The following is an 11,960-nucleotide window of genomic DNA, read 5'->3' on the forward strand; positions in this document are numbered from 1 at the left end:
AAAATACGCACTTTCCTCTTTCTCGCCCCCTTATGACGCTCGCCTCCACGCTCGACATCATCGCCGAGCTGAAAGCCGGCCGGATGGTGATCCTGGTCGACGAAGAAGACCGCGAAAACGAGGGCGACCTCGTGATCGCCGCCGAATTCGTCACACCGGAAGCGATCAACTTCATGGCCAAGTACGGCCGCGGCCTGGTTTGCCTGACGCTGACGCAGGAACGCTGCAAGCAGCTGCACCTGCCGCTGATGACCTACCGCAACGGCACGCAGTACGGCACCGCGTTCACGGTCAGCATCGAAGCGGCCGAAGGCGTGACGACCGGCATCTCGGCCGCCGACCGTGCGCACACGATCGCCACGGCGGTCGCGCACGACGTGCGCCCCGAGCACATCGTGCAGCCGGGCCACGTGTTCCCGATCATGGCGCAGCCGGGCGGCGTGCTCGTGCGCGCGGGCCACACCGAGGCCGGTTGCGACTTCACCGCGCTCGCCGGCCTCACGCCGGCCGCGGTGATCTGCGAGATCATCAAGGACGACGGCACGATGGCGCGCCTGCCCGACCTGATCGAATTCGCGCAGGAACACAACCTGAAGATCGGCACGATCGCCGACCTGATCCAGTACCGCAGCCGCACCGAATCGATCATCGAGCGGATCGCCGAGCGTACGATGCAGACCGCGCACGGCACGTTCCGCGCGGTGCTGTACCGCGACCAGCCGAGCGGCTCGCCGCACATCGCGCTGGTGCGCGGTGCGCCCGCGCCCAACGTCGATACGCCGGTGCGCGTGCACGAGCCGCTGTCGGTGCTCGACCTGCTCGAAACGGGCGTGTCGACGCACTCGTGGACGCTCGACGCCGCGATGCGCGAGATCGCGGAGCGCGACCTCGGCGTGATCGTGCTGCTCAACTGCGGCGACACGAAGGAACACCTGATCGACGTCTTCAAGGCGTTCGACGAGGAAGAAAAGGCCGCTGTGCTGAAGCGCCGGCCGGTCGATTTCAAGACGTTCGGCATCGGCGCGCAGATCCTGCGCGATGTCGGCGTCGGCAAGATGCAGGTGCTGTCGAATCCGCGCAAGCTGGGCAGCATGTCCGGCTACGGCCTGGAAGTCACGGGCTTCATTCCGATGCCCGGCGGCGAAGCCAAGTCCTGCCCGGCGTCCAACGCGTAACCCGCCACGGCGCTTTCGCCCTATAACCGTTCATCCACACCACGGACAAGATCATGGAAATCGGACAATACCAACCGAATCTCGAAGGCGACGGCCTGCGGATCGGCATCGTGCAATCGCGCTTCAACGAGCCGGTGTGCAACGGCCTCGCCGACGCGTGCGTCGAGGAACTGGAACGCCTCGGCGTCACCGGTGAAGACGTGCTGCTCGTGTCGGTGCCCGGCGCGCTGGAAATCCCGCTCGCGCTGCAAAAGCTCGCGGAAAGCGGCCAGTTCGACGCGCTGATCGCGCTCGGCGCGGTGATTCGCGGCGAGACCTATCACTTCGAACTCGTGTCGAACGAGAGCGGCGCGGGCATCACCCGCATCGGCCTCGACTTCAACCTGCCGATCGCCAACGCGGTCCTGACGACCGAAAACGACGAGCAGGCCGTCGCGCGCATGACCGAAAAGGGTCGTGACGCCGCACGCGTCGCCGTCGAGATGGCCAACCTGACGATGGCGCTCGACCAGCTCGGCGATGACGACGAGGACGAAGAAGAAGACGAAGACGACGAAGAGGAGCGCGCATGAAGAAGAGCGCCCGCCGACAATCGCGCGAGCTGGCGACGCAGGGGCTGTACCAGTGGCTGCTGTCGAACGCGTCCTCCGGCGAGATCGACGCGCAACTGCGCGGCGCGCTCGGTTACGACAAGGCTGACAAGGAGCTGCTCGACGCGATCCTGCACGGCGTGATCCGCGAGCACACCACGCTCGTCGAAGCGCTGACGCCGTCGCTCGACCGCCCGATCGACCAGTTGTCGCCGGTCGAACGCGCGGTGCTGCTCATCGCGACGTTCGAGCTCACGCACCACGTCGAAACGCCGTACCGCGTGATCATCAACGAAGCCGTCGAACTCGCGAAGACGTTCGGCGGCTCCGACGGCTACAAGTACGTGAACGGCGTGCTCGACAAGCTCGCCGCGAAGCTGCGCCCCGCCGAAACGCAGGCGCGCCGCAACGGCTGATACCGTTTGGTCCGGAACGGGCGCGCATGCGCCCGTTTTTTCTTTCGTCACGCCCCCTCCCCCTGCCCGCCCGATGAATACCGCCACCGATTCGCTCGTCAAGCTCGCCGCACGCGTCGACGCGATCCAGCCCTTCTACGTGATGGAACTGATGAAGGAGGCACAGCGTCTCGAGTCCTCCGGGCGCGATGTTATCCACATGGGCATCGGCGAGCCGGATTTCACCGCGCCAGAGCCGGTCGTCGAAGCGGCTGCGGCCGCGCTGCGCCGCGGCGTCACGCAATATACGAGCGCGCTCGGCATTGCACCGCTGCGCGAGGCGATCGCCGCGCACTACGCGCGTGCCTACGGCCTCACGATCAGCCCGGAGCGGATCGTCGTGACGGCCGGCGCGTCGGCTGCGCTGCTGCTCGCGTGCCTCGCGCTCGTCGGGCGTGACGACGAGGTGCTGATGCCCGACCCGTCGTATCCGTGCAACCGGCACTTCGTCGCGGCGGCCGAAGGCCGCGCGGTGCTCGTGCCGAGCGGCCCGGACGCGCGCTTCCAGCTCACCGAGGACGACGTCCGCACGCGCTGGGGCGACCGCACTCGCGGTGTGCTGCTCGCATCGCCGTCGAACCCGACCGGCACGTCGCTCGAACCGGACGAGCTGAAACGGATCGTCGAAGCCGTGCGCGCACGCGGCGGTTTCACGATCGTCGACGAGATCTACCAGGGGCTCAGCTACGACGCGGCGCCCGTGTCGGCGCTTTCATTCGGCGACGACGTCGTCACCGTGAACAGCTTCTCCAAGTATTTCAGCATGACGGGCTGGCGGCTCGGCTGGCTGGTCGTGCCGCCCGCGCTGGTCGGCACGTTCGAGAAGCTGGCGCAGAACCTGTTCATCTGCCCGTCCGCACTCGCGCAGCACGCGGCGCTCGCCTGCTTCGAGCCCGCCGCACTCGACATCTACGAAGCGCGCCGGCTCGAATTCAAGCGCCGCCGCGATTTCATCGCACCGGCGCTCGAACGGCTCGGCTTCACGGTGCCCGTGATGCCGGACGGCGCGTTCTATGTGTATGCGCACTGCGGCGGCGTCGCCCACCCGGCGGCCGGCGACAGCGCCGCGCTCACGACGGCGATGCTGCACGATGCGGGCGTCGTGCTGGTGCCCGGCATGGACTTCGGTGTCCATGCGCCGCGCGACTATATCCGCCTGTCCTATGCGACGGCCTACTCGCGACTCGAGGAAGCGGTCGAACGGCTCGCGACGTTGTTCGGGCAGCACTGAGCCACGACTGAGCCTCGGCCGGCACGCCGGCGGCTTCTCGCGCCGCAAAAAGCAAAAGGCACCCTGATCGGGTGCCTTTTTCATGTCCTGCCGGCGGAACCGAGCAGTGCGTAGCGCCGGGCGTTACGCGCCGAGCTCCGAACGGTCGCCGTGCGACTTCGCGGTATCGACGCTCGCGTCGTCCTGCGGCGCGGCTTCCTTCGATGCCGCCGACTTCGCCGACGTCGTGGTTTCGAGCGTCGCATGCACGCGCTTCGCGCCGCCCGCTGCCGCCGTCACGGCGGCGGCCGTGACGATCGGCTTCGCCGGCGCCTGCGGCGCGTTGACCGGCACGCTGCGGCCGTGCGACACGTCGCGCAGGCGACCGCGCTCGGCCATCACCTTCGCGCCGTATGCGGTGTCGTCCGGGTTCGTCGAGCCGTTGTACAGGCGCAGGCCGTTCGCGAGCGAACCGCCACGTGCAATGCAGTCCTTCAGCACGAGCGCACCGACCTGGAGGTTCGCGAGCGGCTGCAGTGCGGTATCGGTGCCGCCGAAATACTCGAACTTGTCGGAATGGACCTTCGACATGACCTGCATCAGGCCCTTCGCGCCGACGCCGCTTTCGGCATACGGGTTGAAGCCCGATTCGATCGCCATCACGGACAGCAGCAGCAGCGGATCGAGGCCGACGTCACGGCCGGTCTGGAACGCAGCCTTGACGAGCTGGCCGAGCGGCTCCTGCGCGACGCGGTAACGGCGCGACAGGTAGGTCGCGACCAGCGCCTGCTCGCGATTCGACGCAAGCGCACGGTCGTCACGCGCATCGGCCGCCACGCGCTGGGTCGGGATCAGCTTCGCCAGCGCGACGGGCGACGGGCCGTTGCGGGCCGGATCGGATGCATCGCCCTGCGCGTTGGCTTCCGGTGCGACGTCGAGGCCGACCGCAAGCGCGTCCGTTTCAGGGCTGTCTTCCTGCTGCGGCTGCGCGCCGGCGGGCGCGAAGTTCGGCAGCGGATGGCCGGTCAGCAGACGGGCCGGGCCGGCTTGCACGGCCGCGGATACGACCGGCATCAGCTTCGCGGCAAGCGTGCCGCGCACGGTTGGCAGCAGCCACAGTGCGAGTGCAACCGCGACCGCGAGACAGCCGACAACGCTGAATAGATGGTGACTGACACGCGTCCCGCGACGCAGCATGCTGCGCACGAATTGCGCATGCTGCTCACTAGGACGCCACGATAACCAAGCGTTCATTCAGATCATCTCCCATGAACATGACTCGTGCGGCTCGCTCAGCTCGATGGCGAGACAGGTAACGCGCCGCGGAATCACGACGCCGCACGCCTTGGTTGGGACGTGCAGACATCGGGGAAACGGTATAAGTACCGTTCGAGGCCACGGTGTAAGAGGGCCGGCACCTTCGCACACTGGGCGAGGCGGGCATACGCGGTGGCACCCACGCAAAAAACCAGCGTCTGGTGGCGCTGGCTGAGACTACGACTAAGGCCGTCGGATACGCCGTGCAGGTATCGGCGGACGGTGACGCGCTGCGTCAAAGATCGGTGATTGGCGGCTCGAAGCCTTTTACCCTGCAGCCAATGTGAGCGGATTCTAGCAGGGTTTTATAGATCGTCAACACTATAAAACCTTGAAATTATAACAAAAAGTAATTTACGGACACTCTTCAGATCGCGAGCCCCGTGCCGTGGGGGGTTTGCGCGCGGTCGACTTTTTTCTCCGCCGGGCGGGCATGCGGCGGCGCGGGTAAAATCGTCGGTCGATTCGGGGCCGCAGCCGGCCGCTGCGCCCGCCCATCGCTGCCCGCCACCCGGGTGGCCCGGACCATCTTCATGAAATACAAAGACTTACGCGATTTCATCCAGCGCCTCGAGGCGCTCGGCGAACTGCGGCGCGTCACGCAGCCCGTGTCGCCCGTGCTGGAAATGACCGAGCTGTGCGACCGCGTGCTGCGCGCCGGCGGCCCTGCGCTGCTGTTCAACGCACCGACCGGCTACGATTTCCCGGTGCTCGGCAACCTGTTCGGCACGCCGCGCCGCGTCGCGCTCGGGATGGGCGTCGACGCGGGCGACGACGCCGCGCTCGATTCGCTGCGCGATCTCGGGCGCCTGCTCTCCGCGCTGAAGGAACCCGATCCGCCGAAGAGCCTGAAGGATGCCGGCAAGCTGCTGTCGCTCGCGAAGGCCGTGTGGGACATGGCGCCGAAGTCGGTGTCGTCGCCGCCCTGCCAGGAGATCGTCTGGGAAGGCGCCGACGTCGACCTGAACAGGCTGCCGATCCAGACCTGCTGGCCCGGCGACGCGGGGCCGCTCGTCACGTGGGGCCTGACGGTCACGCGCGGGCCGAACAAGTCGCGGCAGAACCTCGGGATCTACCGGCAGCAGCTGATCGGCCGCAACAAGCTGATCATGCGCTGGCTCGCGCATCGCGGCGGCGCGCTCGACTTCCGCGAATTCGCGCTGCGCAACCCCGGCAAGCCGTATCCGGTCGCGGTCGTGCTCGGCGCCGATCCGGCCACGACGCTCGGCGCGGTGACGCCCGTGCCCGATTCGCTGTCCGAGTACCAGTTCGCCGGCCTGCTGCGCGGCAGCCGCACGGAGCTCGCGAAGTGCCTGACGCCCGGCGTCGACACGCTGCAGGTGCCCGCGCGCGCGGAGATCGTGCTCGAAGGCTTCATTTATCCGCAGGAAGGCACCCCCGCCCCCGCTCCGGCCGGGGCACCGCCGCGCCCGGCCGGCAACGCGTCGGCCGCGTACGAGCACGCGCTCGAAGGGCCGTACGGCGACCACACCGGCTATTACAACGAGCAGGAGTGGTTCCCCGTGTTCACCGTCGAGCGCATCACGATGCGCCGCGACGCGATCTACCACTCGACCTACACGGGCAAGCCGCCCGACGAGCCCGCGGTGCTCGGCGTCGCGCTCAACGAGGTGTTCGTGCCGCTGCTGCAGAAGCAGTTCACGGAGATCACCGACTTCTACCTGCCGCCCGAAGGCTGCAGCTACCGGATGGCCATCGTCCAGATGAAGAAGAGCTACGCGGGCCACGCGAAGCGCGTGATGTTCGGCGTGTGGAGCTTCCTGCGGCAGTTCATGTACACGAAGTTCATCGTGGTCGTCGACGAGGACGTGAACATCCGCGACTGGAAGGAGGTGATCTGGGCGATCACGACGCGCGTCGACCCCGTGCGCGACACCGTGATGGTCGACAGCACGCCGATCGACTATCTCGACTTCGCATCGCCGGTGGCCGGCCTCGGTTCGAAGATGGGGCTCGACGCGACCAACAAGTGGCCGGGCGAGACCAGCCGCGAATGGGGCCGCCCGATCGAGATGGATGCCGCCGTGAAGACGCGCGTCGACCGGCTCTGGCAGGAGATCGGACTCTGACGCCACGCGGCCGGCGCCCGCCGGCCCGTGGATTGCCATTGCAACAAGAACAACGAAGATGACCTTTCCGCCCGCCTCCATGCTGTCCGACGGCTTCTTTCTGTCGCTGTCGCTCTGTCTCGACATCGGCCTCGTGAACGTCGCGATGCTGTCGCTGACGCTGTCACACGGCTTCCGGCCGGGCTTCTGGCTCGGCATCGGATCGTGCGTCGGCGATCTCGTCTATGCGGCGCTCGCGCTCGCCGGGATGGCCGTGCTGCTGCAGTTCGAGCCGGTGCGCTGGATCGTGTGGATCGGCGGCGGCGCGGTGCTGCTGTTCCTCACGTGGAAGATGGCGCGGGAAGCGCTGGCGCCGGCCAAGGCGGCGGGCGACGATGCCGAGGAGACGCCGCAGCCGCGCGCGAGCGCGCGGCGCAGCTTCCTGCGCGGCATGCTGCTCGCGATGTCGTCGCCGAGCGCGATCCTGTGGTTCGCGGCGGTCGGCGGCGCGCTGATCGCGAAAGCCGGCGCGACCACGCCGGCCACCGCATCGGTGTTCCTGTCGGGCTTTTTCCTCGGCGGCCTCGCATGGACGCTCTTCATGTGCACGCTCGCGAGCCAGGGCCGCAAGCGCGCGGGCGCGGGGCTGATGCGCGCGTGCCACATCGCGTCGGCGCTGCTGTTCGCGTATTTCTCGTATAGCGTGATCGTCGGCGGCTACCGCGACCTGATCGTGAACGCGGTGTAATCGCAGCCGGCCTGCACGGGCCGCGCACCGAGGCCGGGCGGCGGCCCGAAAAGAAAAACGGCGCAGCGCCCCGCTCGGGACGCTGCGCCGTTTTGCCACGCGCGGTCAGGCCGCGCGGGACGAATCAGCGACGCCAGCCGTGATGGCCCCAGCCGCCGTAACCATGGCGCCAGTACGGGCGACCGTAGTAGCCACCATAGCCGCCGACGACCACGGCGGGCGGCGGCGCGTAGTAAGCCGGCGCCGGCGCGTAATAGACGGGCGGAGGCGGCGGCGCGTAGTACACGGGCGGCGGCGGTGCATAGACGGGATACGCGGGTGCGACCGGGATACCGATGCCGACCCCGATCGACACGTGAGCCTGCGCAGCGCTTGCGGCACCCAGGCCCAGCGCGGCGGCGGCGATGAACGGAATGAGCTTTTTCACTTCGATTCTCCTGCTGGAGCGGTATTTTATGCGCCCCTGTCGGCAACGGCGGGCATGCACGTCGCATGGAAGCAATGTAGCGAAAACGCGCTCCTCACGTATCGGGCATTTGTTGCAAATTGCAATCGCACGCGGCCGGAACCGCCGTGCGGCGCGGCTCGCAGCACCTTCGGCGACCCTTGCGGGCCGCGCGGTTCCGTCCGACGAGTCGGGTCGCAACATCATGGCCGGTCAGTCTTACCGGATACGGCGCGTGCGGCGGGCGCGCGATCGTAATGAACGATTACAAATTTGAGACAAGATGCCGACGTTTCAAGCCGGACGCGGGTGCGATATGTTTCGGGGTCGGATTCCACGATCGTGAATCGACCGTGGTGCCGGGCGCCGATACACGCGTCGATAAATGCGTCGCTCGCGCCGCGTAGCGGCCGGCCACGCACGTGTCCGCACGGAAGTTGCCCTTTCGCGGACCCGCCGTCATTCCTGCGATACTGGCGGTTGCTTCGTTTTCGCTTACGTTCGCTGCCATGTCCGTCCCCGACACACCCCGCCTCGGCTTCATCGGCGCCGGCCGTCTCGCACGCTGTGTCGCGCAGCGCTTCGCGCAGGCCGGCTTTCCGGTCGTCGCGATCGCGAGCCGCACGCCCGCGTCGGCCGCGGCCCTCGCCGCGCGCATCGACGGCTGCCAGGCGGTCGACACGCCGCAGCAGGTCGCCGATGCCGCCGACCTGATCTTCCTGACGGTACCCGACGACCATCTCGCGTCCGCCGCCGCGGCGCTGCGCTTCGACGCATCGCGCGCCGCGCGGCAGGCCGTCGTTCACTGCAGCGGCGCGTCGGCCGTCGCGCTGCTCGATCCGGCGAAGCAGCAGGGCACGGCCACCGGCGGCTTCCATCCGCTCTACCTGTTCGGCGGCACCGACGCCGACCTCGCCCGCATCGACGGCTGCTCGGTCACGATCGAAGCCGACGGCGCGCTGCATGCGACGCTGATGCGACTTGCCGCCGCACTCGGCTGCCATCCGCTGTCGATTCCGGCCGGCGGCCGGATGCTTTATCACGCGGCCGCGCACTACGCGGCGAGCTTCGCGCTGTGCGGGCTCGCGGAAGCGGTCGAGCTGTGGCGCGGCCTCGGTTTCGACGAGGAAGCCGCGTTGCGCGCGCTGCTGCCGATGCTGGCCGGTACGATCGAGACCGCACGCGACAAGGGGCTCGCGAACGCGCTCTCGGGCCCCGTGTCGCGCGGCGATACGGGCATCGTCGAACGCCAGTTGGCACTGCTTGAAACGCTCGGCGGCGATCACGCGACGCTGTACGCGTTGCTGACGCGCCGCGCGGTCGCGCTCGCGGCGCAGCGCGCGGCGCCGCCGGCGTCGCTGCCGGCACTCGCCGAAGCCGTCGAAACGTCGCTCGCGCGCACGGCCGCGCACCCCTCCCCGTCGCGAGACGAGGCGTGATAAGGTGTCGGCCGATGCGCCGCCATCCGGCGTTGGCGGCCGCACGCTACTGACCGTATAAAAAGGATGCCAACGATGTTCGGCGAGATCGCCCGTTTTCTGCTCAATACCATCTTCACGCTGTTCGGCGCCGCGCTGATCCTGCGCGTCTGGATGCAGGCCGTCCGCGTGCCGCCGTACAACCCCGTCACGCAGGCCGTGCTGCAGGCGACCAACTGGCTCGTGCTGCCGCTGCGCCGCGTGATCGCGGGCGTGCGCGGCATCGACTGGGCCAGCGTCGTCGCCGCCCTCCTCACCGCGCTCGTCTATGTCGTGCTGATGGTCGTGATGGCCGGCTTCGACCCGGCCGCGGTGATCGCGACGCTCGTCGTGGTCGCGCTGCTCACCGTCGTGAAGTGGGCGCTCAATCTCGTGATCTGGATGACGATCCTGATGGCGCTGCTGTCGTGGCTCAACCCGCGCTCGCCGGCCATGCCGATCCTCTACCAGCTCACCGCGCCGTTCCTGAACCCGCTGCGCCGCGTGATCCCGAATCTCGGCGGCATCGACCTGTCGCCGATCCTGCTGTTCGTGATCGTGCAGGTGCTGCTGATGATCGTCACGCGCGCCGCCGTGTCGCTGACGATGTTCGGCATCTGACGCCGTCGCACCCTACACCGCCGGCCCCTGCGCCGGCGGTGCGCCGAGCGTGTCGATCACGCCGAATTGCGCCGGCATCATCGCGTAGCACACGCGCACCTTTTCCTGCGACAGCCTCGCGAGCAAGCGCTGCGCCTCGTCCTCGGTGACGATGAATTCGACCTCGATCGCGAGCGACCCCTGAAGTTCGAAGAAGCGGTCCTCGTGCAGCACGCGATGCTGGCCGAAGCCGGCCATCGCGCGAAACGCGGAACCGCCGGCGACGCCCATCCGGTTCGCCTCCTCCAGCAGCCATTCCCACAGCGGCTTCCAGTGCAGCCGGTGCTGCTCGTGCACGTAGAAGCGCAAGAAGACCCTGTCCATCGCTCCCTCCGATGGCGGCACGCTCAGGCCGCCGCGAGCCATGCGCGCGCGGTCCACATGCCGAGCGCCGTCAGCGCGAACGATCCAGTCAAGTGTAGGGCAGCCACCGCAAACGCCCATCCGAATTCGCCCTGCAACGCATGCGTCATCACTTCGACCGAATAGGTCGAGAACGTCGTGAGGCCGCCGAGAAAGCCCGTGATCACGAACAGCCGCCACTCGGGCGGCAACCCGACGCGGGTCGTGAACACGACGGCGGCAATGCCGATCACGTAGCCGCCGATCAGGTTCGCGGCGAGCGTGCCCAGCGGCACGGCGGGAAAGAATTCGTTGAGCGCGAGGCTCAGGAACCAGCGCAGCAATGCGCCGAGTCCGGCGCCGACGAAGATCGCGACGATCGAATAGAACAAGGGCGCTCCCGTTCGATGAAGCGGCTGGATTCAGCCGCCGGCCCCGGTCGCCCGGGATGATGTCCGGGCCGCACGCGGGCGGCACTGGCTGAACTGTATGCGGATTCGCGTCGCGCCTGCAACGGCCGCCGCCGGGATGCCCGCCCGTTCGCGTGGCGGGTACCCGCCCGTTCACACACGGTCACGCGCGTTGCCAGGCGGCGTCGAGCGCGCCCAGCGTCGCCAGCGCGCCGCCCTTCAGGCCGATCACGTCCGCCCGGCGCGCATGCGCTTCGCGCGCGTTGATGCGGATCACGTCGGCGCCGAGCCGTTCGCTCAGCAGGCGCACGGTCGGGATCGCGGTGCCCGCGCCGATCTCGACCACGGCGACACGCCCGGCCCGCGCGATCCAGTCTTCCAGCGCGCGTTCCTGCGCGTCGTAGCGCGCACCGAGCCAGCCGGTGTCGCCGAACATCAGGATGTTCGGCCGCGCAAGGCCGCCGCAGCGCGGGCAGCGCGGCATTTCGCCGACGAGGCGGCAGGTGGTTTCGTCGACGTCCGGCACGAACGGCGCCGCATCCCACGTGTCGTCCGAGCAGGGGCGCAGGCACTGCATGGCGTGGATCGAACCGTGGATCTCGACGATCCGCGCCGGATCGAAGCCGGCTTTCTGGAACTGGCCGTCGACGTTGCTCGTCAGGACGAAGCCGCCGTTCGGCATCGCGTCGATCCAGCGGCGCAGGATCGCGAAGCCCGCATGCGGCACCGTCGCACGGTAGAGCGCGAGGCGGTGCCCGTAGAAGCCCCATGCGAGCGGCGCACGCGCGCGGAACGCGTGCGGCGATGCGATCTCGTGGAATTCGAAGCGCTCGTGGCGCAGCGCCGGATACGCGCGCCAGAACCCGTCCGTGCCGCGAAAATCGGGCAGCCCGGAATCGACGCCGATACCGGCGCCGGCCGTCACGAGCAATGCGTCGGCGCGCGCGAGCGCGGCAACGGCGGAAGCGACGAGATCGGCGGGCAGTTGCGCGGCGGCAGTCGCGGCAGTGAAATCGGCGGAATCGGAGAGCGGCATGACGGGGCGTCGGTGGCGTCGGACGGTGCGCGGGTGGCGTCGCGAT

General features: G+C 68.4%; 13 protein-coding genes. 8 read left to right on the top strand and 5 right to left on the bottom strand.

All coding sequences use genetic code 11. From position 1 onward, the window contains the following. Nucleotides 1–32 precede the first annotated feature (32 nt). The 4 genes from ribBA to ABIC51_RS11480 all read left to right on the top strand — a co-directional run bounded on the left by ribBA (nucleotide 33) and on the right by ABIC51_RS11480 (nucleotide 3,451). Nucleotides 33–1,175, top strand: coding sequence for a bifunctional 3,4-dihydroxy-2-butanone-4-phosphate synthase/GTP cyclohydrolase II (gene ribBA / locus ABIC51_RS11465; protein ID WP_060083970.1), 1,143 nt, complete (start codon nucleotides 33–35; stop codon nucleotides 1,173–1,175). A 53-nt stretch (nucleotides 1,176–1,228) separates the two neighbouring features. Beyond that, on the top strand, nucleotides 1,229–1,747 hold the full coding sequence (ribH, locus tag ABIC51_RS11470; RefSeq protein ID WP_011351235.1) for a 6,7-dimethyl-8-ribityllumazine synthase: 519 nt from the start codon (nucleotides 1,229–1,231) through the stop codon (nucleotides 1,745–1,747). After that, nucleotides 1,744–2,181 (top strand): transcription antitermination factor NusB, encoded by a 438-nt coding sequence (gene nusB / locus ABIC51_RS11475; RefSeq protein WP_027788132.1) that lies wholly within the window; start codon nucleotides 1,744–1,746, stop codon nucleotides 2,179–2,181. The genes ribH and nusB overlap by 4 nt, the downstream gene beginning before the upstream one ends. Nucleotides 2,182–2,254: 73 nt before the next feature. Then, entirely contained in the window at nucleotides 2,255–3,451 is a 1,197-nt protein-coding gene (locus ABIC51_RS11480; RefSeq protein ID WP_027788133.1) for a pyridoxal phosphate-dependent aminotransferase, read from the top strand. A 123-nt stretch (nucleotides 3,452–3,574) separates the two neighbouring features. On the opposite strand, the gene ABIC51_RS11485 is transcribed toward ABIC51_RS11480, so the two are convergent. Beyond that, nucleotides 3,575–4,684: a lytic transglycosylase domain-containing protein gene (locus tag ABIC51_RS11485; protein ID WP_059685614.1), complete on the bottom strand. Its 1,110-nt coding sequence runs from the start codon at nucleotides 4,682–4,684 to the stop codon at nucleotides 3,575–3,577. Nucleotides 4,685–5,280: 596 nt separating this feature from the next. Between ABIC51_RS11485 and ABIC51_RS11490 the strand changes: the two genes are divergently transcribed. Continuing rightward, the gene (locus tag ABIC51_RS11490) at nucleotides 5,281–6,837 is read left to right on the top strand and encodes a UbiD family decarboxylase (RefSeq protein WP_027788135.1); all 1,557 of its coding nucleotides are present in this window, start codon (nucleotides 5,281–5,283) and stop codon (nucleotides 6,835–6,837) included. Between the two features lie 58 nt (nucleotides 6,838–6,895). Then, on the top strand, nucleotides 6,896–7,564 hold the full coding sequence (locus tag ABIC51_RS11495) for a LysE family translocator (protein WP_027788136.1): 669 nt from the start codon (nucleotides 6,896–6,898) through the stop codon (nucleotides 7,562–7,564). A 124-nt stretch (nucleotides 7,565–7,688) separates the two neighbouring features. Here the strand turns inward: ABIC51_RS11495 and ABIC51_RS11500 are convergent, their stop codons facing one another. Beyond that, nucleotides 7,689–7,991: a hypothetical protein gene (locus tag ABIC51_RS11500; protein WP_021157078.1), complete on the bottom strand. Its 303-nt coding sequence runs from the start codon at nucleotides 7,989–7,991 to the stop codon at nucleotides 7,689–7,691. Nucleotides 7,992–8,518: 527 nt separating this feature from the next. Here ABIC51_RS11500 and ABIC51_RS11505 point away from each other — a divergent pair. Together ABIC51_RS11505 and ABIC51_RS11510 are read left to right on the top strand one after the other, a co-directional pair. Beyond that, nucleotides 8,519–9,448 (top strand): Rossmann-like and DUF2520 domain-containing protein, encoded by a 930-nt coding sequence (locus tag ABIC51_RS11505; RefSeq protein WP_027788137.1) that lies wholly within the window; start codon nucleotides 8,519–8,521, stop codon nucleotides 9,446–9,448. A gap of 75 nt (nucleotides 9,449–9,523) precedes the next feature. Beyond that, nucleotides 9,524–10,087 carry a YggT family protein gene (locus ABIC51_RS11510; RefSeq protein ID WP_027788138.1) on the top strand — a complete coding sequence of 188 codons (564 nt, stop codon included), beginning with the start codon at nucleotides 9,524–9,526 and terminating at the stop codon, nucleotides 10,085–10,087. Between the two features lie 12 nt (nucleotides 10,088–10,099). Here ABIC51_RS11510 and ABIC51_RS11515 read toward each other — a convergent pair whose 3' ends face one another. The 3 genes from ABIC51_RS11515 to ABIC51_RS11525 form a co-directional block, all read right to left on the bottom strand. Further along, nucleotides 10,100–10,450 carry a DUF190 domain-containing protein gene (locus ABIC51_RS11515; RefSeq protein ID WP_059695990.1) on the bottom strand — a complete coding sequence of 117 codons (351 nt, stop codon included), beginning with the start codon at nucleotides 10,448–10,450 and terminating at the stop codon, nucleotides 10,100–10,102. Nucleotides 10,451–10,473: 23 nt separating this feature from the next. Further along, the gene (gene crcB / locus ABIC51_RS11520) at nucleotides 10,474–10,860 is read right to left on the bottom strand and encodes a fluoride efflux transporter CrcB (RefSeq protein ID WP_027788140.1); all 387 of its coding nucleotides are present in this window, start codon (nucleotides 10,858–10,860) and stop codon (nucleotides 10,474–10,476) included. A 181-nt stretch (nucleotides 10,861–11,041) separates the two neighbouring features. Continuing rightward, nucleotides 11,042–11,914: an SIR2 family NAD-dependent protein deacylase gene (locus ABIC51_RS11525; protein ID WP_060193887.1), complete on the bottom strand. Its 873-nt coding sequence runs from the start codon at nucleotides 11,912–11,914 to the stop codon at nucleotides 11,042–11,044. Between the last annotated feature and the right edge of the window lie 46 nt (nucleotides 11,915–11,960).

The organism is Burkholderia sp. 572, assembly GCF_040545135.1.
Classification (GTDB): Bacteria; Pseudomonadota; Gammaproteobacteria; order Burkholderiales; family Burkholderiaceae; genus Burkholderia; species Burkholderia cepacia.

Bases quoted from the DNA above. Each gene is read 5' to 3' on its own strand.
- ABIC51_RS11515 (WP_059695990.1), bottom strand. From the start codon at position 10,450: ATGGACAGGGTCTTCTTGCGCTTCTACGTGCACGAGCAGCACCGGCTG.
- nusB (WP_027788132.1), top strand. From the start codon at position 1,744: ATGAAGAAGAGCGCCCGCCGACAATCGCGCGAGCTGGCGACGCAGGGG.
- ribH (WP_011351235.1), top strand. From the start codon at position 1,229: ATGGAAATCGGACAATACCAACCGAATCTCGAAGGCGACGGCCTGCGG.
- ABIC51_RS11490 (WP_027788135.1), top strand. From the start codon at position 5,281: ATGAAATACAAAGACTTACGCGATTTCATCCAGCGCCTCGAGGCGCTC.
- ABIC51_RS11505 (WP_027788137.1), top strand. From the start codon at position 8,519: ATGTCCGTCCCCGACACACCCCGCCTCGGCTTCATCGGCGCCGGCCGT.
- ABIC51_RS11510 (WP_027788138.1), top strand. From the start codon at position 9,524: ATGTTCGGCGAGATCGCCCGTTTTCTGCTCAATACCATCTTCACGCTG.
- ribBA (WP_060083970.1), top strand. From the start codon at position 33: ATGACGCTCGCCTCCACGCTCGACATCATCGCCGAGCTGAAAGCCGGC.
- ABIC51_RS11480 (WP_027788133.1), top strand. From the start codon at position 2,255: ATGAATACCGCCACCGATTCGCTCGTCAAGCTCGCCGCACGCGTCGAC.
- ABIC51_RS11485 (WP_059685614.1), bottom strand. From the start codon at position 4,684: ATGAACGCTTGGTTATCGTGGCGTCCTAGTGAGCAGCATGCGCAATTC.
- ABIC51_RS11495 (WP_027788136.1), top strand. From the start codon at position 6,896: ATGACCTTTCCGCCCGCCTCCATGCTGTCCGACGGCTTCTTTCTGTCG.
- ABIC51_RS11525 (WP_060193887.1), bottom strand. From the start codon at position 11,914: ATGCCGCTCTCCGATTCCGCCGATTTCACTGCCGCGACTGCCGCCGCG.